Source organism: Algoriphagus halophilus, assembly GCF_900129785.1.
In the GTDB taxonomy this organism is placed as follows: domain Bacteria; phylum Bacteroidota; class Bacteroidia; order Cytophagales; family Cyclobacteriaceae; genus Algoriphagus; species Algoriphagus halophilus.
On record NZ_FSRC01000002.1, the window covers coordinates 1,048,164 to 1,073,344 of the forward strand.

The following is a 25,181-nucleotide window of genomic DNA, read 5'->3' on the forward strand; positions in this document are numbered from 1 at the left end:
TTGTTCAAAAAGCTTCATCTAAATCTTCTACTGAAGGAATGCTGGCAGCAGGCTTGACAATATTATCTTCACAGAGACAGTCCTCTGTTTCCAATACTTCTATCAAATGGTCTCCATAGGTATTGACCTTTCCAATAGATCCTAAAATTGAAACACCTCTACTTCCTTTGGCTTCCTCTACTCTTTTTTTGGAAAGGATGTCACCTGAAATAGGATTAATGACTAAGTGGTAAAGTTCAAAGCAGGTTAAGTAGTCCACATAATCCAGTTTTTCCACAAAATGTAAGACCACAGAACTGTGGAGGGATTCATTGAATGTCCAATCAAAATCAGTCTCAAAGGCCCAGGGAGAAAGGAATTGTTTGAGGTCATCTTCTAATTTCCGGGCATAAAAATTTTTGTCTGCCCAAGCATGGAATCGAACTTTGGTTTTAACTTGAATTTCTTCATATACTGGATTGACCACATGTAGTAAAACTCCAGGAGGGTAAATCTTTGTCACGAACTCACGAATGGACTCCAGTTGAGCTACGCTGGTTTTGGGTCTTAAAGGGTCTACGGCATTTTTATTTTGAACATTAGAAATGACCAATAAGGTGACATGCCTTGGAGCCAATGCTCGATATTTTGTCAAATCTCCATCATAGGAGGTATGATTTAGGCACTTGACCTGATAGACTTCAGGAAATTGACCAAGTACCAAGTGCTCGTAATCCCACAATGTAATCGCTCGCTGCTTATGCCTTAAGCGTTCACTAACTCGCTGGTAGAAATCTTCGGGGGCTTCTTCTGTCTTTCCTCCAAAAGAAGAAAAAGGCTGCTGAATTTTATTGATGGCAGCGTTTCCAATTTTTAGCTTACTAATGGTTTCTGTGGGGATCACTTTTGCAACCCTCAAAGGATCATTTTCATTAGACTCAAATTCAGCTTTGATGGCCTGTGCCATTATGCCAATAAAATCAGGGATCGCGTCAGAATTTTGAGACACTGAAGCTTTGATCCAAGTAAGTTGATCTGGTAAAATACTGTGCTGGTTATCAGCAGCTCTAGGCATGGCAAAGGCCAACATTCCGGATTGGATTAAGCCATTGGTTTCATCTTTTAAGACAGAATATTGATCAAATGGTATCCATTTATTCCCTGCTAAATAACTCCAGTTGATTTCGGGAATCAATTTTTCTGGGTTGGCAGTACCATCCAGCACTTGGATCAACACCTGGATATTTTGGGATATTTGATGATCTGAAAATCCTATCATGAGTTCCCCTTCCTGTTCATAATGAGGTAGCAAAGGAATGGGAATCGTATCTTCAGATACCAACGCTTCTCCAAATGCCCCAATATGGAAGAATCCATCATGGGGAGTCTTCAACAAATCCATCTCTATTTCGGAGCTATAGTCTAACTTGACGGATTGGAGCTCTGGAGTATAAGGTTCATTCGGAAGGGCTGGGGTTTCTGCTAAAGCACCCTCAGCAAATAATTTGGTGTATTCTTTATGACCAAAGTCCGGAGAATTCAATTTCAGTCGAATGAACCCTCTTCTAATCTCTGGAGATAGTTGAGAAAAAGGTTCTAGATCAGGGGCTGGAGAAATATGTTTCCAAACGTCTTCATTTAAAGAAATGGTTCTATTTTCAGAAAGAGGAGCCCCGTCTGCAGCAGAAAATAATTTATTCTCGGAGGAAATGGGTGTCCACTCTTTTCTGTTTAAGAAATCCACCTCTACACTGAAACTTTCATTGTTTCTGGTAGAGTATTTTGAATAATGATCTTCAAATCCTTTTTCATCTTCTGGTAAACCATGCCATTGAAGATGAAGGTCTAAAGAGCTTAAAGATTTACTGAACACCTCTTGACTTCCCACATAAAAATTGGAGCCTTTTACAGGTCTGAAACCAAATGGTTTAATGTTTTTACCTAAAGGAAGGACCGTTTGGTCATTTTGAAGGACCAAGGTTTCAACCCCTGTAACCTCAACAGAAATATTACCATTTGTTACGGAACAGTTTTTTAAGATATCGTAGCCATAGCTCTGTGAGGTATTGGCCAAATTGATTTTCATTACCGGAGATTCGGTATGAATACTTTGTAATAGTACTTCCTCCTGATATGGAACAACGGCAGGATCTTCAGGCAAGAGCTGGCAGCGAAGAATTAGGTCTATTCGATCATCTAGTTTGATCAATTGGTGTTTTGCTTGTCGAAAAGTGTATAACAAGTCCTGGTATTTATCTTCACCGATACCTCGCACTTCTTTGACCTGCTCTATAGAAGCGAATTTTTTTGAAGGAAGTGAGTTTCTTTTACTTAATATATTTTTAGCGGCGACTTCCCCTATATCATACCCTTTAAATGGGCGGTGTTTTCCAAATTCCGGATTATCTATTACGGGTCCGAATTGAGGTTCTATGCCTGCAATTTCTTTCCAATGGGTTACTTTGTTCAAAAATTCCAAGGCAGCGGATTTCTCATCAGAAGTATCATTTTCCCATCCAATAGTGGCTGGGATCCACTCTTCCTCACCGCTAAACCAGATTTCAAAGGTTTCATTTAAGGCAAGTTTTTGGAGTTCCTCAAACAGGCCTTCTTCAGGTTCAAAGCTTAGTTTGAGTGACACTTTTCTTAGTCCTTCTCCGAGTAGTAGGATAGGGGATGCTACAGCAAATCCAATAGTCGCAAGCTCCCGGTCCTGTTCAGGAAATAATTTGGAAGGTCTGCCAAAGCTTCTCCATTGTTTTTCTTCTGAAAGAATTTCACCTCCAATTCCGTCTGCTGAATTCGCTATTTCCGATTTGTAAAGCCGACCATTTTCATCTTTATAGAGCGCTTTTAAGGCAGTGACTTCTGATTTATTCAGTACATTTTGATCGGTACTATTAAATAGAATCTCTTTCCCTAAATCATCTTTTCCTGCTTTAAATGCCGTGTTTTTTGGTAATTGATGAGCCTGTGTATGCTTCGCTAGTTTTAGGATGAGGTAAACTTGATCGGGTATAGCAGGTTCCTCTTTCAAATGAAGAACATCTCTATAGTAAAAATCCAGATGCCTTTTGGTTAATCCATTGATGTCTTGTTGGGCAAAATTGAAAAGCTTTAAAAATGCTAGGAATAGGGCGAAATGAGGTTTTGTAGCTTGATTTTCCTGGATTTTCTGATCAAAAAATCCTTTCCAATCGGTGGTACCGTCCCAAGGCTTTTCATTCTTGATAAATTTTAATTCTGAAGCAATTTTCACTGCAAACTCCTGCAAATCTTCCATGTTCCGCTCATCCACTAGGACATACTCGGGCAAAAGGCTTTTTAATAACCTTTGGGTCCGGTTTGTTCCGTTTCCGGAAAGGGTAAGATCGTTGCAGTCTTTACTCATAATTTCAAGTCAGTTGCCTCTATGAATAAATAAGGATAAACCAAGTTTCTTCGGTTGTTGGTGGAGATGATGACATAGGTAATTATTACCTCAACTTTGCCATCCTGATATTCTGGTCTCAGGTCGATGTCTTCCACTTTTACTCTCGGTTCATGAAAAAGAATGGCTTTTTTGATCCGATTACTGATCATAGTGGCGGTGGTAACATTCAGGGCTTCAAATAATAAATCTTCCATATTGGCCCCATAATCCGGCCTCATTACCCGTTCTCCAAGTGTAGTGTTTAGTAGAATGATTAGACTTTGTTGAATGTCTTCCTCATTTTCGGCCAAGTTTACTTGTAGGCTTTCTGAATTAAAACCTACTGGAAACCCCCAGCCTCTTCCTAAAAATGATTCTTGCTCTTCCATGTTATCCTATAATTACCGTTGGTTCTCCTACAGCAGCTGAAGCGCCACAAACACAAGTGTCACCTACTCTCAATGCGGGTTTTCCTCCGATCAGAACTGTAGTGCTTCCAATGAGAAAAGCACTTACTGTCGGTTGATGTGAATTAGGAGGCAGTGAACAGGCATGATTATCACCCATCACTGCCGCTGGAAGCCCTCCGATTAAGACAGTGGATTCTCCAGGACCTAAAATGGTTCCTCCGTGGTTGGTTGTATCTGTAATTCTTGCTGCTGCTGGCATGATTAGTTGATTTGTACTACTGATCCTGAAATAACCGTCTGTCCTCCAGAGGATAATTCTGCACCTGCGGATCCCTCTGCTTTTAATTGTGAACTGGCACTGATTTCTATTCCTGTTCCTTCAATGGAAACATCTCCACTGGCTTTAAGAATTAAGTCTTTTGCACTTTCTATGGTGACTCCTTCACTGTTCATGCTGATTTTATTTCCATTTTCATCTTCTAAAACCAGCCCACCTTCATCGTCTGTCAACTGAATTTTATTTCCATTGGGAGTTTCTATGTCTATGGTCTTTTTCTCGTCGTTGAACATTACTTTGAGGTTTTCCCTCGTAATGATTCCTTTTTCATGATTGTCATCTGAAGCTTCGATCGGAGCTGGCTTACTACTGCTGTGTAACATTCCTAAGATGACAGGGTCTCTAGGATCTTCATTGATGAATGCTACTATTACTTCATCTCCAATTTCCGGTCTGAAGTAAATTCCTCGTTCATTTCCTGCATCTGGAGAAGCGTATCTAGCCCAAACTCCCTCTTCATCTTGGCTGACCAAAGGCAGCCGTACCTGGATTCTATTTTCTCCTTCTGGATCATCTTGTAGGGCAGTGACGATTCCTATGTGCAACCCTTGAATTGCTGGGAGTAAACCAGAAGCTGGCTTATCTAAAATGTCATCGTATTCTTCTGCAAACCATTTTGGGTCTAAGCCTAGTCCAAGATGTGTAAACCATTTTTGGTTTGGCGAAATCTCTTGGTAAACTGCAGATACAAATGCCTTTCCGTTAAATCTACTCCCAAAGCCTTTTAGCTCCACCATGTCTCCTACTTTCACCTGATTATCCCCAAGGATTTTCACTCTTCCTTGTATTTTGGAAAGTCGGCTGCGCATTAACCCCGCATCAGTCCAAGCTTGTAGTTCTTCATCTGCCATCAGACCTCCATGTTGGTATTGAAAAGATTCTAAGCCGATAACATCAGCCAAATCGCTGCCGCTTAAGTCTCCTTGAAAATCCATGGAAGGATCGCTCCCCTCTTTTTCTGATACTTCCTGTTTGATAAAATCCCAGCTACTCGCTTTGGTTGCTGCGAATTGTCTTCTCGCATCCATTTCTGCCTCAAACTCCACCACATTGTCGCCATATACCAACTCCAAGAGGGGATCAGCAGTAGTATTGGGTTTTTGAATGGTTACTTTACCCGATTCAGTGGTTACAATGCGACCATTGACATCTGCTCTGCTTAAAATAAAATCCCAATCGGTGGCATGGTATTGAACGATTTCGGCATGGGTTAATGTGGTATTTTCAACCTCTGCTTGCAGGGAACTATAGTTTCCGATCAACTCTTCCATTACGTCACTATCGGTGCTTTCAAAAAAGTATTTATTCTTTCTACCCACAGTCATTTTGATGACCGGATCCCTTAATTCAAGGGTTAGTTTAGATGCCGATTGGGTATTGATCTCTAAACCATGCTTGATGATTATTCCTTCAAAAATTGTCTCCTCAAGGTTATGGTACCCCGCATCTATTTTTAAAGTGACTCCGGGTTTAAACAAATCACCTTCACTCAATTGGAATTCTCCTGTTGCTATGTCTCCATCAAACAGCACCACTTTGGCCATGGGAATTTTATTGACTGCCTTGCGCACAGCAATCATGGCCACCCCTACAGAAGGTGGTAATTCCTGGCCATCAGAATAGATTTTGAAAGTGGCCAAGTCAAGTTGCGTTCTAGCTGAGGTAGATGCTTCTGGCATATCAAGATTTTGCTAAGGGTGGAAAAATGAGTTTTTGTCCTGGTATGAGCTTTCTGAAATTCCCAAGTTTATTGGCTTTTGCTACCTCCAGGTAATATTCTTGGGTTCCATAGATTCGCTGACACATCAGTAATAAGGTATCGCCGGATTTGACCACGCGCTCATGGGTAAGATCTGGGGAATTTCGGGCAGTAGTAGCTGCTTGTTCTTGTCTCGAGAGCGATTGGTCAAAGTTGGCACTGACGGTAGCCCGTATCGGTAAACCAGAACTATCAAAAAGCTTGTAGTTGATGGTAGCTGAAGCTAATACCCCACGAAATTGATAGGCGCCCCAATTGATTTGAAGGTAATTGGGCTTATGAGTATCAGATTGGATGTTTTGAGTAATGTCCAAGAATTTCCGAATGGCTCGATCTACATGTTTGTCTTCATTGATCAAGTCAATGGCATTGATTTTATTCGAACTGATCTGATCCAAATTCGGAGCATCATCTCCCAAATAATCAAAATTGGTTTCACCAGATTTATCGGCACTTGGAGGTGAAGCTGCGGTAGCATCAAAAAGAAATTCAAAAGCAACAGAGTCGGATTCTAAGGTTCTGAATTGGTATTGCTTGCCATCTGCAGGCCCCTCTTCAGGAATCCATTTAGACTTAAATTCCTGGCTAAAAGTAGTAGGGTTATACATCACCACATAAGTCGCAGTGGCTTCATTAAATTCCTCATCCTTAAATGCGGTAATTTTTAGTTTTTCTAACCCTCCTTTTTGGGAAAATATATCTGAAAGTGCCATTTGGTCTCTCTTATTATCGTTCGTTTTTCTCTTTTATGAGCTTGTTTAATACCTGGATTCCATCAAGAATCGCGGTAGGATCTGGCTTTTTTTCACCTCTTCCTGTGGGTTTGCTTTCTGCAGCATCTACTGTTGTGCGAATGATGAGTTCTTTGATTTCTATGGGCATGTTTTAAGGCAATAAATCGTCTGGATTAATTCGTCGATAATATTGATAAGCGAATTCTATGTTTTCGATGACAATGGTATTTTCCATTGCATTCAATCCCTCAATAGACCATTTGACGGGCCAGGCGTTTACAAAATTCCAAGCTTGTAAGGGGACTCTATCCGGATTGAGAAGAATGACTGTGATATCTTGAGCCTCGAACTGAAAACCTTCCACGCTGTCCTTAAACCATTTGGCAAGTTGAGAGCTTACTGCCATCCCTCTTTTCAACACCAAATTGGGATAGGAGACGGGGTTAGGCATTCGATGTTTGAACCTGTTTTCGCCGCCTTCTGCGTATTCTTCCACTCCAATTTCCACGTCCAAACCTGAAACCTCTTGGAATCCCAAATCAGGTATAGCAGGATATTTCAACAATAGTCCTTCGAATCGGACTAAAAAGTGAAAGCCGGTAGGTGGATGAAAGATCGTCATCAGCTTATGGCGTTTCTATGGCAAGCCCTTCATGACAAAGCTCAATGCTTTCCACTGCTACCTCATTTCCGGTGGAGTTCAAGGATGGTCCTTCTACTTTACAAGGCCAAGCTTCTTTCACTTTCCAGACCATTACAGGCTCATGTTCTTCATTCAATAAGCTAATAGTCAGATCTCTTCTTTCAATGTTGTTCATTTTTACCGTGTTCAACCATTGAAAAAACTCGTTGTCTGCCCTGAAGATCCCACGCTTCAACGTGATGTTGGAGTATTGGGGGATACCTGGCATTTTACTGACATGATACTCAAGAGAGCTACCTTCTCTGTAATCGATACTCTGTAGCTCCACTGTCAGTCCTGATACTTCTGTGAAGCCGATTCTTGTACCGCCCCATTCTACCTGAAAATGGAAGACGGAAACTGGATATGCTACTGCCATAATTTGATAATTTTAAGTTTGTAGTTCTGGTTTATACAATTAGGATTCCTGGAGCTTATGAGAGAATTTCAGGATGATGAATTCTGCAGGTCTGACAGCGGCCATCCCTATTTCAATAATCAACCTGCCTTCAAGTATGTCTTGGGCGGACATGGTTTGGCCTAAACCTACTTTGACAAAAAATGCCTGCTCGGGTTTTGCTCCTGCGAGGGCTCCATCTCTCCAAAGTTTGGATAGGAAATTTTCGATCATGGTTTTGGTACGCAGCCAAGTATTGGCATCGTTCGGTTCAAACACCACGAATTCGGTGGCCTTTTTGACCGACTCTTCAATGAAAATATAGAGCCTTCTGACAGGTACATATTTCCATTCATTATCATTTCCAGCAAGGGTTCTTGCTCCCCAAACCAAGGTTCCTTTTCCTGTAAATGTTCGAATGGCATTAATGGATTTACCTGAAGTAGCATCGACATTTAAATTTGCCTGCTGTTCATGGGATACCTTTTTAGAAGGGCTGATGATCGATCTAACATCCACATTTGCAGGAGCTTTCCAAACTCCTCGTTGACTGTCTACACGTGCATAAATTCCAGCAATTGCTCCCGAAGGAGGAAGTGTTATATAGCTTTTATTTATTTCAGCTATGACACTTCTGTAAAGACTGGGTTCATTTTTTAGGACACTTGGATCCGCATCATTGGAGGCTTCCAAGGGTAAAGTATCTTGTGCGCCTGCTTCTATTAATACCGGATCTGAAGGATAGGTGGAAGTATGTGTTATGGTTAATGCAGTCGGATCATAGGCGTAATTCAATGAACTTTTCAAATTGGGGTAATAAGCCGCCCCATACTTGAGATTGGAGGAACCGATGCAGTTACTTCTAAAATTAGTGGCATCGTCAAAAGGATCGGAAGTGACATCCTTTACATCGATGATCACGAATCTGTCTTTGAGGAGTTCACATTGTGCCAATGCTGCATCATAAATATCTTTATAAACTGTACCGGTGGTTTCAGGAAGTGTTGCTTCGATCACATCTGGGAAAACATATAAGGTAGGTTCATCAATGGCTTTGAGTGCTTCAAGCCCGCCCAGGATACTAGTTGCAGTTGCCGAATCTCCTTTGGCAGGTAGGTTATTAAAGTCGTTGACCGATACGATGTAGCATGGTCCCCCGCCATTGTTGTAATACATCTGAAGACAGTAATACAATTTATATGGGCTCGGATCTGGAGGAGGTGTTGCCGTTATTTTCCTATTGATAAGTTTTTCAGTGGTTCCTTTTTCCGCATCATAGGTATCCTCAACTGTGATGGTGAAGGTTTCGGGGTTTGCTTTTCCGAAGATTGCTTCGAATTCCAGCATGCTGGTTATCCTTGTTGGTACTCCTCTTACACTTTCTCCGTCTTTTTCTGCAGTTGCAGTGTGACCAATAAATGCGGGAATTGCTGTTTCAACCGCTGCTATTGAGGCAGGTAATGTGGAGATTTCTTGGATATAAACACCGGGTGTAGATTGACTTGCCATTGTTAAATTGATTTAAATAGTTTGATTAGGATTCCTGAAGCTTATGAGAGAATTTCAGGATGATGAATTCTGCCGGTCTCACTGCCGCCATACCGATTTCCACGATTAACCTTCCTTCCAAAATATCCACTGGAGTCATGGTTTGACCTAAGCCCACTTTTACAAAAAATGCGTCTTCTGGTTTAGCACCTGCAAGAGCTCCATCCCTCCAAAGGTTGCTTAAGAAGTTCTCGATCATGGTTTTCACACGAAGCCAGGTTTTAGAGTCATTGGGCTCGAATACCACGAATTCAGTGGCTTTCTTGACCGATTCTTCCACAAAAATGTAGAGCCTTCTTACTGGGATATATTTCCATTCGTTGTCATTTCCAGCCAAGGTTCGCGCTCCCCAGACCAGGTTTCCTTTCCCTTGGAAAAATCGGATAGCATTGATGGATTTTCCTGAAGTGGCGTCGACATTTAATAATCCTTGGTCTTCTGCACTTACCGCAATTACAGGCTTAATCACGCCAGCAACATCTACATTGGCTGGAGCCTTCCACACCCCTCTTTGTCTATCTACTCTTGCATAAATTCCAGCAATAGAGGCAGAAGGATAAAGTTCCATTTTCTTAGATTGGAGCTTGCTCACTATTAAATTGTAAAGTGTTTTGTCTGGAGCTTGCCAGGAGAAAGTTCCGGATCCGGAAATTACTGCACCTCCATCACCATTATCATCGTAGGTAAGTGGGATTAGCCCTCCATCCGACCCAGGAGTTTTAGCTGTAAGTGTAAGCGTATCACCATCCCTGCTCACAGAAAAATCGGAATCTCCAGCTAATGCTGTCTCTAATGCAGCTGCAGTTGTGGCATTTCCTGCCCCTTTTGTAAAATCCACTCCCTCTGTATAAGCGGTGGTTCCTACCGTAAAAATATCTCCATCTATAGCAGCATTGTTATTGATTCGAATAGTAGCCGTAGCAAAGGCATCTCCATTTCCCAGGGCTAATAAACTTTTTTCATGGAATGGGCCTAAGCCAGCACCTCCTCTATTATCTGTAATCTGTAAGGCACTTTCCGAATAGTAATTATACAGTGACGTTTTGAGAGAGGGATAATAAGCTGCTCCATATTTTAGGTCACTGGTACCTACCTCGGCTCGAAATGAATCCCCATCTTCTTTGACACTTTGACTTCCATAGTGTAAAGCATCCATTACTGCGAAGCGGTCTTGCAATTTTGAACATTGGGCCAACAAGGTTTCATGGATCGTTTTTCTATCCACATTGCTTAGAATCACAGCCTCTGGTACAACCAAGATGGTGGGTTCATCCTCTTCCTCTAATACTTTGATTCCCGCGATCAAATCTGTCGGAGAAATGGAAGTTGCTGGTGGATTTGGACCTGCTACAAATCCTCCTACTGAAACGATGTAGCAAGGACCACCTCCATTATTGAAGTACTGGTAGATCTGGTAGGTCATACGATAAGGAGAAAAACTACTAGGAGGGTTAATGGTCACTTCAGTATTTCCATCTGCGTCCAATGCCAAGGTTACCCCATAATCTTCGGGGTAAGATTCTCCAAAAATCTCTTTGTATTCCAGGTAAGAACTAACTCTTACCGGTGTATTGACGGGGAGGGATTCTCCATTTTTAATTCGTGTAGCTGTGTAGCCGACAAATGCCGGGATGGCCGTTGCCACGGGGGCTATCGATGCGGGAAGGGTTGATATTTCCTGAATATAAACCCCAGGGGTTTTGTAGTCTGCCATATTCGGATTATTTGCTAGATGAATACATAAATTTCAGTGTTTAAATCTGCTCCAATCTTTTTGGTGGGAGCGGCTCTCGAAGGATTGGGAAGATCAGCTACCAAAACTTTGGAACCCGGGTTTTCTACCAGCCGAAGGCTGAGTTTTGGGGTTTCAAAAAAGGGTATTTCCACTTGGGATCGAAAAACGACCGTTTCCCTATTGTTTATTTTGATATCGGTACTGGGACTATCTCCAACTTGATCGAATTGATAGGTGGAATAAGGAGGTGGAAGGTCAGCATCCACATCTTCTATTTCTAATGTTTTGGAAAGTAGATCAACCTTTTGATTCCCATTGACAATTAAATAAGTCCACCGGCTTTTTTGGCTTGGAATGGTCAATCGGTAATGCTCTTTGGAACCATACAAATTGGAAGGTGCATTCACATATTCCAAACGAATCAATCCCAATGGGCTAGCAGGTTCATTTCCTACCCAATAAGTTTTGCTCCACAGGTCGGTAGTATTTCCAGCATCTCTCAAAGTGAACGTATAAATACCTTCTGCTTTTCCTCTTAAATCAAAAGTGAACCGTATTTTTCCTTGGTCATCAGGGGCAATTTCAAAAAGATCAGGTAAGGGTAACCCATTTTCATCTTTTCCAGGCGATACTACCTGAGTAAGGTCCTTCCTAACTTTGATCCTTACAGATGGAGGGAATGGTTCCAATGTGAGCTCTATTCCGAAAGCTTTGGCCCTTAAGCCATCCAGTAAATCATAGCTTAAATTTTCCGGACTTGATTCATCCGAAGAGGCATTTGCAGGAACATTGAAGAAAAAGGGAAGTTTACCAGAGGAATAGAGATTACTTCCGTCATCCAAATCAGAAATTTGAAGAAAGTCGGCGGGATTTTTAGGCTGAAAGAAAAAATAAAAGGATACAGGTTGTGTAAGAGGAGAAATCGGAGTGGTTTCGTCTTCTTCTGCTCTGTAAAGTAAGATCATTCCACCTTGGAACTGACGAAAAATGATTTTCCCATTTTGGAATATTCTTGAAGTTTCTTCAGAGGGCCATAAGACCAAATCTCTGGCAACCCCATCTTTAAAATATTCATGGCGAAGTGCTACTTCGCCTAGGCGAGAGTAGATAATGCTCATGACTTATGTAGGGTATCAAGGTGAATTTTTTCGATTGGATCTCCACTTTCCTGAATTGCGTTTTCTTGAACTCGGATTGTTTTGACCTTATATAAGACAGAGGGGAGATATTTTGCTCCTACTACAGTCCAAAAGTTATATAATTGTTCAAATGAATAACTGTATAGCTCCACTACGAGTTTGGATAAGCCTGGGTCTATTCCAGCTAGTCGTGGGCTATTTTCTTTTGTAAAAACATTTTTTGCCTGAAAAAAAGAAATGGCATACCCCAATTGTTTTAAACCTTCTACATAATCATCAGATGAGTCATTCTGCTTTTTGTTTTGAAAATTAGCAGTGATCAAGACATATAGGTTTAGCTGGATGTCCGGGTTGCGTTTTTCAACTTTTCCAACCGAATTGATAAAGGTGCTTTTTTGCTCTTTTAAAGTTCGCTCCTCTTCAATATTGATTAAAGAAAGTCCAAGACTTTTATCAGGAATAATAATTCCGTTTTCATTGGTTACAGAAGATAGAAAAATCCGATCTCCATTGGTATCACCTACCGTATCACCCACCTTTAATTTGATAAAGGCGTTTAGTTCCTGCGTCAAAAATTCTAATGCCGAATAAATCATATTAAAAAAATGAAAAACTTAAAAGGGTACTAAAAGGTACTACTTGCAGGATAGGCAGCAAAGGAATGTTTTACTGAAAAATGACTCAAAAAATTATCCTATTTATTAAATAAAAAACTACTAATCAGTATGTTAGTAATTACTAATAATTTCTTTTTGACGAAATGTGCTGGTGAATGCTTGAGAATTTTTGGGTTGAGAATCAGTAGTAAATAGATGTGAAATCCAACGATGATATGGAATTAATTCATAGGTACCAGGTTGCCATGAAAAGGAATCTTTTGCAGACTGAAGAAGCTGAAAATGTGTATGATTTTCCAATCGTTCTGAAAAACAATCGGGATTTGTCTTTTGCAGTAATTGCAGGCAATTGAAAAAGGATTTGATACGACAATTCACTTTACCTTTTAAAGAATAAAGGGTTTTACGAAAACTCTCTAATTTAAATTCTACCCAATCCCACTCATTTTTTTCTATTAAAATCATGATTTCAAGAAGTTTGGATCCAAGATAGAATTCAGGTATTCCTTTCAGATTCCTTTGACATTCATGGTTAAGGATAAGGGAGTCTTCCAAATCCCCTTCTTGAAATAATAGAAATGATTCAAAATATTGCCAGGTGTTTTTCTTATAGACTTTTTTCTGGCGGGCTAGCTTCAATAAAATTTGTTTGGCAACCTTGGTCTTTTTCAAATAAAAAGAGGCAAACCATTCATTTTTATAAACTTCTGATTTTGCATCCATAGGAAGCTCTTTGATGAGTAAGGTTCTTTGGCAATTTTGGATCAGTTCTTCGAATGCCCCATATTTTAAAAGTACCTGCTGCTGGGTTAAATTAAGCTTCCATATCATTTCAGGTTGATGGATAGAAGGATAAGAATATAAGATACTTTCTGCCTTTTGGATAGCCTCTGAAGCTAAAGAGATCTGATTATGTTCTAGGAATTCTTCAGTTTTCTCCAAAAGGTTAAGTACCTCATTATTGGATTCAGTTTGTAATACTGATTTTCTAACTGAGATGAATTTGGATTTTTGAATCTCTTTTTCTGTATGATCTGTATGGAAGGTCAGTTCCAATTGCTTGCATAAAGCATTTTTTAATCGCTGCAGTTCTTCTTGATCAATGGGCTCTGCTACCCCTGCAGATCTGGCAGTTTCATGTACACATAGAATTAAGTCAGTATATCCTTGATTTCCAGCTAAATAAAGAGCCTTTTTTAGAGCTTTCACCCCTTCCTTTTCTAAACTCAGATTAAAAAACTGTTCTGCCTTCATGACCAATTCTACCACTTGGGCGCGTAGCCGGTCTTTTTTTTGAAATTGATTTTTTTTAACCAATCCTATAATGGAAAGAAGTTCTTCTGTCAGTCTTTTTTTTAATTGGGCGAAAGCCGGAAGATTGGATTTTTGATATAAGAGTTTAGCGTACTCTTGATCCGGCAAATGAGGGAAATCGATCATCAATTTTAGAAGTCGATATTTCTTTGAATTTGGAGCGTTATTTACTGAAATGTATTGCAAAAATTTGTTCTTCTCGGAAGAAGAACAAGATTCCAGCAACTGGAAAATTGTACCCATAAAAAGTAGGTTTATTGAAAAGTGATCGATGAAAAGTAGTAGTATTAAAAATACACTTCATCTCATTGAATGTCAAATAAATACCTAATTAATAAGGGTGAATGTTCCTTTGGTGCGTTGGGAATAGTGTCTGCTCAACTCTGGAAAATCATTTAAAATAGACTGAAAAAGGCCTTCTTGATCCAGGATAATTTTCGGCTGCTGATGTTGCAGCATTTGATATAGTTTGGCTTTCTCTGGGATATCTCTGTCTTGGTCAAGATAGAGTTTACTCAATTCGAAATTGAGAAACGGACCTCCTAATTTAGCATGTTGATAACCAGAAATATCCGGCCCTAGGATCATAATTTCCTTACCCTCCAACGATGTATCTACCTGCTCAGAAACAAAATAGGAAGGGTTGTCCACGTTGAATTGCCAATACCACCAGGCAAATGCCGGTAGGCCCATAATAAGTAAGTAAAAGGCAAGATTCGGGATCATTCCTCTTCGAATGTGAAGAAAAAACTGAGTAATCAAATAAGAAAGTCCCGGAACAAAAATGATCAGTTGATATCCCGCTTGATTTTTAATTAACAGAAACTCAGCCGCAGCAAAAATTAGCCATAAAATGACCAATTGCCTTTGCTTTTGCTGGTTGATGGTAGAGCCTTTTAGTACAGCTCCCAAGAAATACCCTACTAAGGAAAGCAGGATAGGAAATGCACCTATGATTAACCAACTCCAATACGACTGGAAAAGAACTCTGGAAGATTTAAATATCAGAGGCCAAATATCAATAGCCTCTTGAAGTCCGTCATTCCAATAATAGAACACGGCTATCAGAAGAATCGGCAAAGTATATCCAACCAAAGAAAGCATGAGTTGGCGGAAGGAAAAACCACTGATGGCAATCCCAGTCAGAATCATATAGGGTAAGAAAAAAATATAACTTGGATGAAATCCTGCTGCTAGACCTCCATAAATACCTATCAAAAGGGTGGATTCACTGGTTTCTTTTTGAAGCACCGTTTGGGAAAACAATTGGCCCAATGCCAAAATCAAAAATGTACTTCCCAGCATGGCAGGGTTTAAAGAAAGCATATCGAATGAGAAATGAAAAAGCGCTGCCATGATCATTGCAGGCAAATAGGTGTTCTCATCAAACACCCGGTATTTAATTAAGATGGTATTCCAATAAATGATTTGAAACAAAATGAAGACCCTTCCGATTAATTCATAGGCTAAAGGGCTTCTTCCCATGATAAAGTCAACGATTGTAAAAAATCCTGCTGAAAGTGGCCCAGTATTATCAATGATATCTTGATAAAGGAAATATCCTTGTCCAAGTCGTTCGCCCAACACCATCCAGGAAAGCTGGAGGGTAGTAAGCGGGAAAGGGTCCCAAATCAGAAATATGGCAGTAAGTACAAGCAAATAAATTGCTAAACCTACGAGTCTGAAAGGGTCATTAACTTTGAAAAATCTAAGCAAGATGTCTGGAAAATTGAGTTAGTATTGGGTAGTCTAAGCCCGAAATTAAAGGTTGCCCAACTATTTCGCTAAATTTGTACCACAAATACTTCACATGGAAAGTAAAAGACAACAAAAATACGCCAAATTGATCCAAAAAGAGCTTGGAGATATCTTTCAAAAAGACGCCAAGCATCTTGTAGGGAAAGCAATGATCACCATCACTCACGTTTTGGTCAGCCCTGACTTGGGCTTTGCAAAAGTATATTTAAGCTTTTTGCTCACTGATCCAGATGCTACCTACAAGCTGATCAACCAACATAAAAAAGAAATCAGGCATCAATTGGCCAAAAGAATCGGAAAGTCAGTCCGCATTATTCCTGAGATCGCATTTTTCCCGGATGACTCTGCTTCCTATGCGCAGCATATGGACAAGGTCATTTCTGATTTGAATATTCCGGAAGCTCCAGAAGAGGAAGACGAAGATTCAGAGGATTAATTCTTAAGGCTATTGACACTTAGTTTCTTTATAGCGCGCCGATATTTTCGCAGTAAGAAAAAGCGGAACTTTATCACGATCCTGTCCACCATTTCTATGGTAGGAGTAGCCGTGGGTACCATGGCATTGGTAATTGTGATGTCGGTGTTTAATGGCTTGGAGGATTTAATTCGAGGTCTTTTTGCCAGTTTTGATGCGGAATTAAAGATAGAAGCTGCAGAGGGGAAAAGTTTTGAAGTAACCGAAGACTGGTTAGATAGTATTCGATCTCTGGAGGGAGTGGAGGTATTGACCGAGGTGATAGAAGACAATGCCTTGTTTGATTACAATGGGAATCAAATTGTGGCAAGATTGAAAGGAGTCTCAGACAATTTCTTGGACCAAGGCAGGTTTAAAAATGGCTATTTTTGGGGAGATACTACCTTGGGGACGGATTTAAGACCTGCTGCGATTTTAGGCAGGGGGGTTGGCTTTTTCCTTTCAGTCAATTTGAATGATGTGATCGTCCCATTAAAAGTTTTCTACCCCAAAGCTCCTAGGTCGGCCGCTACCATTGATCCCAATCAATTGTATTCCTCGGCGATTCTGGACCCAGTTGCCTTTTTCAGTATAGAGCGACAGTTTGATGATGAGTATGTCATTGCACCACTGGAATTCGCAAAAAATCTATTGAATTATGGAAATAGAAGGACCTCCTTGGAAATTAAAGTGGAGGAAAGCCATTCTATCAATTCGATACAATCAAGCTTAAAGGAATTGCTAGGTCCTCGATTTCTAGTCAAAAATACGGATGAGCAACATGCGGGATTATTGAGAACTGTGAAGCTAGAAAAGCTTTTCGTCTTTCTCACTTTGACCTTTATTTTGGCCATTGCCTCATTTAATATCTTTTTTTCATTGAGTATGCTGGCCATTGAGAAGAAAAAAGATATTGCCGTTTTAAAAGCCATGGGAGCTCCTGATAAATTGATCAGTAGAATTTTCCTGAAACAAGGTGCCTTGATTGCATTGAGTGGAGCAATTATCGGATTGATTTTGGGTTTTTTGATTTGTCTGGCTCAGGAAAAATTCGGATTGGTTTCCTTGGGAATTTCATCGGCAGTAATCGATTCTTATCCAGTAAAAATAGCCTGGACAGACTTTATTTGGATTAGCTTAGCTGTTATTGGAATTACTTTATTAGCAAGCTATCGACCCGCATTTATTGCTTCCAAAGTGGACACGGTAAAGGAACTTTGAGAGACCTGGTTTCTTCAATATAAATTAATCCTGTTTAATCAATTGAAAATCAAGGTGTACTAATGAATTTTCAAGGCTTGTAAAAAAGAGGATCAAAAAAATCGTGTTATTTTTGCCACGAGGCATGTTTATTGAAGCCCCGATGTCAATCCCCCAATTTGTAAATTAAATACCCAATGTTAAAAGTATTGACCCTTTGTAGTTTGATGATGTTGTTTGTAGGACTTGGAAATCTAACTCAAGCACAAGACAGTTCTTCAGATCAGGGATCTCTAAACGGTGGCACGATCGATAGCCAGTTTGATTATATCTACAATGTATCCAATAATTACCAAGAATATAAGGTAGTTAAACGGACAAATCTGGACAGGTTAAAGTCCAATATTTTGGATTCCATGAGAACCATGAGACAGGAAGTGTTTGATCTTAAAACACAGATTTCCAGTCAAAAAGACTCAATTGGCACCATGAATACGGTACTATTGCAAGCAGAGGCAGATAAAGAAGAAGCCATTGCTGCCAAAGACAATTTCACCTTTTTTGGTATTGGCATTCACAAAGGAGTATATAGTTCTATGATGTGGCTATTGGTGGCAATCTTGGCGGTTGCCCTTGCATTTTTCTCCATGCAATACTTGAGAAGCTTTAAAAAAATCAAGAAAGCCCAAAAGGATTTGGCGGAAGTTCAAGAAGAATTTGACTCCCACAGAAAAAACACCTTAGAACGCGAACGAAAGTTAAAACGTGAATTGGTTGATGCTCAGATGGGCAAAAAGTAGAAAAATCCTACACAATGAATTTTGACCTTCCAATGGGTTAAAAACTGAGTTTTCCGGTTTTTAACCCATTTTTTTTGGTTTCCTTGTAATTTGAAAATCAAATAGGATCTTTTTGTAGTCTTTTGATGCATATATGAAATTTCGGGATTTTGAGGTAATAGTAATCGGCTTGGGAGCAGTAGGATCTGCAACCCTTTTCCAACTTTCAAAAGCTGGAGTTTCTGTTTTGGGAATTGATCGTTTTGATCCTCCACACCATTTTGGATCTTCCCATGGCGAAACCCGAATCACAAGATTGGCAGTAGGGGAGTCGGATGCTTATGTTCCTATGGTCAAACGATCTCATGAAATATGGAGAGAAATCGAGTCGATTTCAGGAAACTCTATTTTTACGGAATGTGGAGGTGTTTTATTGGATTCAGGAAAAACGCCATGGGCCAAACATGGAGTGGAAGGTTTTTTTAAGAACACCGTTACCATAGCCGATCAATTTGGGATTGCACACCAAATGATGTCCTCTGATCAATTGAAAATGAAATACCCATTATTTCAACTTGAGGAAGAAGGAACTGCCTATTTTGAATATTCTGCGGGGTACTTAAAACCTGAAGAAGCCATTCGGGTCCAAATCAATCTTGCTGAAATGAATGGAGCCATTGTTTTGAGAAATAGTCCAGTACTTCAGGTGAAGAAACGGTCTGATTCAAAAGTTCAAGTAGAATTAGAGGGTGAAAGTTTGGTAGCAGATGTAGTGATCAATTGTACCGGAGGTTGGATCAAAGATTTCTTATCTCAGGCCGGCCGTTCCAATTTAAAAATATGCAGGCAATTACTCCATTGGGTAAAAATTGACCAAGAGGATTGGAAAGACTATCCGGTTTTTATGTGGGGTCATGGTCCGAATCCAGAGGATTTTATCTATGGCTTTCCTAGTTTAGATGGGGTGTCTATAAAGATGGCAACCGAATCATTTGAAGCCGTGGACCATCCTGACCAAATCATTAGAGAAGTTGGAGAGGAGGAGCAGCAAAGGTTCTGGAAGGAACAAGTTGAACCGAGGTTTGGCGGGTTGAAACCAGAGTTTTTGAAATCTGAAGTATGCTTTTACACAGTGACTAAGGATGCGAAATTTATCATCCAGAAAAATGTGGATAATGAACGTGAGTGGATGGTATCTGCATGCTCGGGACATGGGTTCAAACATTCCGCGGCCTTGGGAGAATATTTGGCAGATAGGGTCTTGCAAAGGACTCCTCGTTTCATTTTATAAGTAGAATTTTATTCTGGGAAAGGGAATTCTAAAATCTGGGAGGATATACTTCCAAAAACTCTTACTTTTGTCTGTTCAATTACCAAGAAAGTCTAATGGCAAAACAAAGAGGCACTGCTTTGGAAGAGCACGAAAAGAGGAAGTTGTCAAAGCAGAATTTAGAAAAGATCGGAACCATATTCCGTTTTTTAATGCCCTACAAATGGGCATTTATTTTGGGTTTGGTGTTCCTGCTCTTTTCTTCTTTAACTTTATTGACGTTTCCATTTGTTGCTGGTAAGCTCATTGACGCTGCTCAAGGCACAGAATGGATTGTCTCAGATATTAATTCCATAGCGCTTATACTCGTTGGGATTTTAGCTGTCCAGAGTATTTTTTCTTTCTTTCGGGTTTGGTTATTTGCATTGGTTTCTGAGCGTTCCATGCGGGATATAAGATTGGCTTTGTATTCTAGGATGGTACGTTTGCCCATGAAGTTTTTCGATACCCGAAGAACCGGAGAGCTGATTTCAAGGATCACTTCGGATGTAAGTTTGCTTCAAGATACTTTTTCAGTTACGCTGGCAGAGTTTTTCAGACAGATTATCACCTTGATAGCTGGAGTGGCATTTCTATTAATTAATACACCGAAGCTTACTTTATTCATGCTGGGCACATTCCCTGTATTGGTGTTGATAGCGATGGTATTTGGGAAGTTTATCAGAAAACTTTCAAAGAAAACCCAAGATGAATTGGCTGCTGCCAACGTGATCGTAGAAGAAACCTTACAGTCCATCAGCACGGTCAAGTCTTTTGTTGGTGAAGTATATGAATCTGCTCGCTACGGGAAAGGATTGAATTCTGTAGTAGGAGTAGCTTTGAGACAAGCCAAATACAGAGGAGCATTTATCTCATTCATCATCTTTGCTTTGTTCGGCGGGATTGTAGCCGTGATGTGGTATGGGGCAAGCCTAGTGGGTTCAGGTGATATGAGTGTAGGTGAGCTGGTTTCATTTGTCTTGTATACCACGTTTATCGGAGGATCTATTGCAGGATTAGGGGATATCTATGGTCAGGTCCAAAAGGCCATTGGATCTTCTGAAAGGGTGCTGGAGATTTTGGAAGAGGAGGCAGAACAAGTAGGAGGGGATGTTGCCTTGAATTTCCAGGGAAAGATCGATTTCCAAAACGTGCAGTTCCATTATCCTACCAGACCAGAAGTAGAAGTTTTAAAGAGCCTAAGTTTCCATGTCAATCCAGGAGAAAAAGTAGCTTTGGCAGGACATTCAGGGGCAGGAAAATCCACGATTATTCAATTGCTTCTTCGATTCTATGATATCCAAAATGGTCAAATTCTGGTGGATGATAAAAATATCACCAATTGGGACCTACAAGCACTAAGAAGCAAGGTAGGGATGGTTCCTCAAGAAGTTCTTTTGTTTGGCGGCTCGATCCGTGAGAATATCTCCTATGCAAAGCCAAATGCGACAGAAGCTGAAATTATGGAGGCAGCCAAGAAGGCAAACGCTTGGCAGTTTATCAGTCAATTCCCAGAGGGATTAGATACCTTGGTAGGAGAACGTGGAGTGAAACTATCCGGAGGACAGAGACAGCGGGTGGCAATTGCAAGAGCGATATTAAAGGATCCATCCATTTTGATTTTGGATGAGGCTACCTCCTCTTTAGATGCAGAATCCGAGTCGCTTGTTCAAGAAGCCTTGGATGAATTAATGAAAGGCAGAACGACCATCATTATTGCCCATAGACTGGCTACCATCAGAAAAGTGGATAGGATCTACGTGTTGAAAGACGGAGAAATTATTGAGGAAGGAAATCACCAGGATTTGATTACCAAAGATGAGGGCTTTTATGCCAATTTGGTACGTCTTCAGTTCGCGGAAAATTAAGTTTCAAAAGAAAGTTTGTCTTTTGTCATCCAAGGATGGCTCCGTTTCGTAATTCTTCAAAAAAAAGTATGAGTACTCCGCTTGAAAGACTAATTCAATCTGTTCAGATCGAACGAGAAATCTTATTAGATCATCCTATTTATAAAGACCTAACTAGCCTGGAAGATTTTCATATTTTCATGAAGTACCATGTATTTGCAGTTTGGGACTTTATGAGTTTGTTAAAATCCTTGCAAGTTAAATTGACGGGAATCAATCTTCCTTGGGTCCCTGCTTCAGACCCGATGATTGCCAGACTTATCAATGATATTGTCTTGGCAGAAGAGAGTGATGAAGATGGTGAAGGAGGGTATTGTAGCCATTTTGAGCTCTATTTGCGAGCAATGAAAGAAGCAGGAGCAGAAACCTATGACATTGATTTGATGCTGCAAAAGCTGAAATCTGGAGCTGATTTTTTAGAAGCGATGGAGGAAGTTCAATTACCTGTCTTTGTAAGGACTTTCCTGAAATTGAATTATGAAATGGTAACTAAAGGGAAACCTCACGAAGTTGCGGCTTCCTTTACTTTGGGAAGGGAAGATTTGATTCCTGATTTATTCCGAAAACTAGTGGATGAATTAGTGAAAAATCAACCTGAGAAATTGAAGACCCTTTCCTTTTATTTTGATCGGCATATCCATTTGGATGAGGAGGAACATGGACCTTTGGCTTGGAGAATGGTAAGTCTTTTAATGGGAGATGATCCCAAGAAGTTTGAAGAATCCGAAAAAGCGGCAAGGGAAGCGTTGCAGGCAAGAAAAGTCCTTTGGGATGGAATCCATCGTTCTATCAAAGAAAAAAAATACGAATTGATTTAAAGAATTAGCCCAGATTATGGGCAGATAGAGATTTGACCATTCCAAACATCTTTTCTTTATAAATCGATGCACCTGGAAATAGGTTTCTCATTCCTTTTTCATCCAGTAATAAAATCTCATCCAAATATTGTTGGGCATCTCGTTCATCCCATTTGCGAAGCCGGCTCAACCTCGTTTTGGTAAGTATGGGAAAGATGATGGACTTCGGCATATATTGTGCAAAAGGGATTGCATAATGTGCCTCTATGGGGAAGTATTTGTTGGGTGTTTGAATAAAAAAAGTCTTTCCTACCCGTTGGATTTCATTGGCCATTTTCACTTGATTTTCCCAGGTATACACGTGCTCGATTACCGAATTTGAAAATACCAGATCAAAGCTTTGGTCTTCAAATTCTGGCATACAAGTGGCATCTCCAACTACACTTTTCAACCCAGGCTGCTCTACCTTTTCTTTGGTCAAATTCAGAAGGGTAATTTCTACCTGAGGCATTTTAGGTAGGGAACTGTTTTTCCAGAAATAGTCAGTACCCCCTACATCCAAAATTTTTATGGATTCGGAAGTTTTAAAATGAGAGAAGAAAAGGGCTTCAAAAACTTGCTGCCTTTTATTTCTAAGTTTTGCTCCTAAAGAATTGGGATTATCTGATGCAGCAAATAAATCGGTAATAAAACTCATAAATTGCTCGGGTGAGCGTTTTCGGAAAACAATTAAGCCCAAAAGTAATCAGCCTAGGTGATTCTTTTCTTAATTTTTTCCAATTAGATTGATTTTTGTCGAATATAAGTGATTCTATAAACAGATTTTTTGCCAAATAGGTTAAGTTGGCTCTAATCTGTCAAGATTTTTAAAAAAAAATCCCAATCGGAATCGAAAACTGAAAAGGTTCTCTTTTTAGCTTAAGAATTCGGCTAGTTTTGTCTTTGGTTAGAATTTAGTTGTTATCAAGCAATTTGCTGTACCCAACTATGGGCGAACAGGTATTCAACCAGAACACAGAGACTATTTGAATGGAGAAATGTAAATTTTGTGGTTCTTCGGAACAATTGGAGTTCAATGCAAAAGAACAGATGTTTGGAATAGGCGAAGCATTTGTTTACAAGGAATGTAAATCTTGTGGTTCTTTACAATTAGCAACAGTCCCTTCGGATATGTCTCCTTATTATAGTGGAGGTTATTATTCATTTCAGGAGCTTGTGCCTTCCAGTTCTCTGAAAAATTTGTTCAAAACCCTTCGTCTGAAAGCTTTCTTTTTAATTGGAAGGAAAGAATTTGAACCCACCTATGGGTATTGGTTGAAGAAATTAAAGCCGAAATTTTCGGATCGCATTGCCGATATCGGGTGTGGAAACGGTCAACTCCTTTATGAACTTTTTGCCTCTGGTTATCAGGATTTACATGGGTTTGATCCCTTTATGAGCCAAGAAAAAGTGATCTCTCCTAACCTTACCTTATGGAAAAAAACCATCGAGGAATCAGAGATGCAATTTGACTTGATCATGATGCATCATTCATTCGAGCATATGTCGGATCCCTTGGAGATTTTGAATTCTTGCTTTGAAAAGCTTCAATCCGGCGGTAAACTACTAATAAGAACACCTGTTTCTGATGCTCAAGTTTGGAAAGAGGAGCGCGCATTTTGGGTTCAACTGGATGCTCCAAGGCATTTGATTATACCCTCTATCAAAGGATTCGAGTTGGTCTCAAAAAAAGTAGGGTTTGAATTGAAAGAGGTCGAATTTGATTCTACTGATTTTCAGTTTTGGGGAACCGAGTTATACAAACGGGGGCTTCCTCTTGACCCAGAGCTAGTTTCGAATGAATTTTCAAAAGAGGAATTTGAGGAATATCAAAAAAAAGCCCTCTATTATAATCAAGAGGGCTTGGGAGATCAGGTATGTTTTTATTTAACCAAACCTTAAATTTTAAATAGGGCATCGAAAAAGCCCATGGTTTCACCCTTTTTCTTAAAGATCAACATAGGTAATACATTATTAACCATAACCAGCTTTTCAGCAACACTTCCAAGTAAAATGGCAGCTGATTTTGTTTTTCCTCTAGATCCCAATAATACCATGTCCACCTCTAGTTCTAGTGCTTCGTCCAACAAGACTTTTCCATCATCCTGTCCATCGTTTAGGACAAATTGACATTCCAATTCTGGGTGATTGTGCTTGCTTACAAACTTCTGGAAGTCATGACGAGCATTTTCCTTCATTATTTCTGCAAACTCCTCGAATGATTTGCCGGTTTTGGAATACCCATGAGGGACATGATACATATGTACCGGTACTAGTTCAGCGTGTAGTTCATCCGAAATTCTCTCCCCAAAATCATAAATCATGTGGGTATGTTCAGAGAAATCACTAGGAATCATGATTTTCTTTGGAAGCCCAGGAGGACGTTTTTCTTGCAACATTAGGATAGAGCAAGGTGCTTTTTTGGCTATTCCTTTAGCGAGAGAGCCGCTTCCTTCCAAAGTCTCTTTTCTACCCATGATGATCAGGTCCACATCCTTTATTTTGGCCCATCTTAAGAAAGTGTCCAATGGATGATTTCCTTCTTCTGCGAAGACCTCTAATTCAATATTCTCAGGGAAATTAAATTTCTTTAATTTATCTGAAATCAATGCTTCCAGAGATTCATCTCCTGGTGCTAATAAATCGGGGTATTTCTCCAAAATATCCTGAGGTATTGCTAAATCTTTTGCGACGTGAACGAAATAGCATTTATCGATTCCTAAGAACTCTAAAAAAACAATTGTTTTTTCGATTAGGATATCGTCCATTTCTGTAAGATCGAGGCCAATCATGGCCTTAGAAAAGTATTTCATAGCTGTTTGGTATTTGGCTTATCAATTTAATAGTTTGATTGAGGAATTCGAATAGTTTTTTT

At 39.9% G+C, this 25,181-nt stretch carries 23 protein-coding genes; 7 read left to right on the forward strand and 16 right to left on the reverse strand.

Annotation, left to right across the window (positions count from 1 at the left end; genetic code table 11):
• Window positions 1-4: 4 nt before the first annotated feature.
• From BUR11_RS16380 to BUR11_RS16440, 14 genes are all read right to left on the reverse strand, one after another.
• Window positions 5-3,370 (reverse strand): baseplate J/gp47 family protein, encoded by a 3,366-nt coding sequence (locus BUR11_RS16380; RefSeq protein ID WP_074226044.1) that lies wholly within the window; start codon window positions 3,368-3,370, stop codon window positions 5-7.
• A complete protein-coding gene (locus tag BUR11_RS16385; protein WP_074226045.1) occupies window positions 3,367-3,780 on the reverse strand; it encodes a GPW/gp25 family protein in 414 nt (137 codons plus the stop codon). The genes BUR11_RS16380 and BUR11_RS16385 overlap by 4 nt, the downstream gene beginning before the upstream one ends.
• Before the next feature lies 1 nt (window position 3,781).
• A complete protein-coding gene (locus BUR11_RS16390; protein ID WP_074226046.1) occupies window positions 3,782-4,060 on the reverse strand; it encodes a PAAR domain-containing protein in 279 nt (92 codons plus the stop codon).
• A gap of 2 nt (window positions 4,061-4,062) precedes the next feature.
• The gene (gene vgrG, locus BUR11_RS16395; RefSeq protein WP_074226047.1) at window positions 4,063-5,817 is read right to left on the reverse strand and encodes a type VI secretion system tip protein VgrG; all 1,755 of its coding nucleotides are present in this window, start codon (window positions 5,815-5,817) and stop codon (window positions 4,063-4,065) included.
• A gap of 1 nt (window position 5,818) precedes the next feature.
• Window positions 5,819-6,610 (reverse strand): CIS tube protein, encoded by a 792-nt coding sequence (locus BUR11_RS16400; protein ID WP_074226048.1) that lies wholly within the window; start codon window positions 6,608-6,610, stop codon window positions 5,819-5,821.
• A gap of 13 nt (window positions 6,611-6,623) precedes the next feature.
• A complete protein-coding gene (locus tag BUR11_RS21185) occupies window positions 6,624-6,779 on the reverse strand; it encodes a DUF5908 family protein (RefSeq protein ID WP_159439236.1) in 156 nt (51 codons plus the stop codon).
• Between the two features lie 3 nt (window positions 6,780-6,782).
• Window positions 6,783-7,253: a phage tail protein gene (locus tag BUR11_RS16405; RefSeq protein ID WP_074226049.1), complete on the reverse strand. Its 471-nt coding sequence runs from the start codon at window positions 7,251-7,253 to the stop codon at window positions 6,783-6,785.
• 4 nt (window positions 7,254-7,257) lie between these two features.
• Window positions 7,258-7,692, reverse strand: coding sequence for a phage tail protein (locus BUR11_RS16410; RefSeq protein ID WP_074226050.1), 435 nt, complete (start codon window positions 7,690-7,692; stop codon window positions 7,258-7,260).
• Between the two features lie 39 nt (window positions 7,693-7,731).
• Window positions 7,732-9,219 carry a phage tail sheath family protein gene (locus tag BUR11_RS16415; RefSeq protein ID WP_074226051.1) on the reverse strand — a complete coding sequence of 496 codons (1,488 nt, stop codon included), beginning with the start codon at window positions 9,217-9,219 and terminating at the stop codon, window positions 7,732-7,734.
• Window positions 9,220-9,244: 25 nt separating this feature from the next.
• Complete coding sequence (locus BUR11_RS21190) at window positions 9,245-10,972, reverse strand: phage tail sheath family protein (RefSeq protein ID WP_074226052.1); 1,728 nt, start codon at window positions 10,970-10,972, stop codon at window positions 9,245-9,247.
• A 14-nt stretch (window positions 10,973-10,986) separates the two neighbouring features.
• Window positions 10,987-12,111 carry a hypothetical protein gene (locus tag BUR11_RS16425; protein WP_074226053.1) on the reverse strand — a complete coding sequence of 375 codons (1,125 nt, stop codon included), beginning with the start codon at window positions 12,109-12,111 and terminating at the stop codon, window positions 10,987-10,989.
• The gene (locus BUR11_RS16430; RefSeq protein WP_074226054.1) at window positions 12,108-12,728 is read right to left on the reverse strand and encodes a DUF4255 domain-containing protein; all 621 of its coding nucleotides are present in this window, start codon (window positions 12,726-12,728) and stop codon (window positions 12,108-12,110) included. The genes BUR11_RS16425 and BUR11_RS16430 overlap by 4 nt, the downstream gene beginning before the upstream one ends.
• 132 nt (window positions 12,729-12,860) lie before the next feature.
• Entirely contained in the window at window positions 12,861-14,306 is a 1,446-nt protein-coding gene (locus tag BUR11_RS16435) for a hypothetical protein (protein WP_074226055.1), read from the reverse strand.
• Window positions 14,307-14,390: 84 nt separating this feature from the next.
• Window positions 14,391-15,779: a hypothetical protein gene (locus tag BUR11_RS16440; protein ID WP_074226056.1), complete on the reverse strand. Its 1,389-nt coding sequence runs from the start codon at window positions 15,777-15,779 to the stop codon at window positions 14,391-14,393.
• A gap of 94 nt (window positions 15,780-15,873) precedes the next feature.
• Between BUR11_RS16440 and rbfA the strand changes: the two genes are divergently transcribed.
• The 6 genes from rbfA to BUR11_RS16470 all read left to right on the forward strand — a co-directional run bounded on the left by rbfA (window position 15,874) and on the right by BUR11_RS16470 (window position 22,288).
• Complete coding sequence (gene rbfA, locus BUR11_RS16445; RefSeq protein ID WP_074226057.1) at window positions 15,874-16,257, forward strand: 30S ribosome-binding factor RbfA; 384 nt, start codon at window positions 15,874-15,876, stop codon at window positions 16,255-16,257.
• 12 nt (window positions 16,258-16,269) lie between these two features.
• Window positions 16,270-17,496, forward strand: a complete 1,227-nt coding sequence (locus BUR11_RS16450) for an FtsX-like permease family protein (RefSeq protein ID WP_074226058.1) — start codon at window positions 16,270-16,272, stop codon at window positions 17,494-17,496.
• A 176-nt stretch (window positions 17,497-17,672) separates the two neighbouring features.
• Window positions 17,673-18,275, forward strand: coding sequence for a hypothetical protein (locus BUR11_RS16455; RefSeq protein ID WP_074226059.1), 603 nt, complete (start codon window positions 17,673-17,675; stop codon window positions 18,273-18,275).
• A gap of 133 nt (window positions 18,276-18,408) precedes the next feature.
• A complete protein-coding gene (gene solA, locus BUR11_RS16460) occupies window positions 18,409-19,545 on the forward strand; it encodes an N-methyl-L-tryptophan oxidase (RefSeq protein ID WP_074226060.1) in 1,137 nt (378 codons plus the stop codon).
• A 95-nt stretch (window positions 19,546-19,640) separates the two neighbouring features.
• Window positions 19,641-21,431: an ABC transporter ATP-binding protein gene (locus BUR11_RS16465; RefSeq protein WP_074226061.1), complete on the forward strand. Its 1,791-nt coding sequence runs from the start codon at window positions 19,641-19,643 to the stop codon at window positions 21,429-21,431.
• Window positions 21,432-21,499: 68 nt separating this feature from the next.
• Window positions 21,500-22,288 carry a DUF3050 domain-containing protein gene (locus BUR11_RS16470; protein ID WP_074226175.1) on the forward strand — a complete coding sequence of 263 codons (789 nt, stop codon included), beginning with the start codon at window positions 21,500-21,502 and terminating at the stop codon, window positions 22,286-22,288.
• Between the two features lie 4 nt (window positions 22,289-22,292).
• On the opposite strand, the gene BUR11_RS16475 is transcribed toward BUR11_RS16470, so the two are convergent.
• The gene (locus BUR11_RS16475; protein WP_074226062.1) at window positions 22,293-22,964 is read right to left on the reverse strand and encodes a class I SAM-dependent methyltransferase; all 672 of its coding nucleotides are present in this window, start codon (window positions 22,962-22,964) and stop codon (window positions 22,293-22,295) included.
• 332 nt (window positions 22,965-23,296) lie between these two features.
• Between BUR11_RS16475 and BUR11_RS16480 the strand changes: the two genes are divergently transcribed.
• A complete protein-coding gene (locus tag BUR11_RS16480) occupies window positions 23,297-24,208 on the forward strand; it encodes a class I SAM-dependent methyltransferase (RefSeq protein WP_074226063.1) in 912 nt (303 codons plus the stop codon).
• Here BUR11_RS16480 and BUR11_RS16485 read toward each other — a convergent pair.
• Window positions 24,205-25,119, reverse strand: a complete 915-nt coding sequence (locus tag BUR11_RS16485) for a universal stress protein (protein ID WP_074226064.1) — start codon at window positions 25,117-25,119, stop codon at window positions 24,205-24,207. The two genes, BUR11_RS16480 and BUR11_RS16485, sit on opposite strands and share 4 nt — an antisense overlap.
• Between the last annotated feature and the right edge of the window lie 62 nt (window positions 25,120-25,181).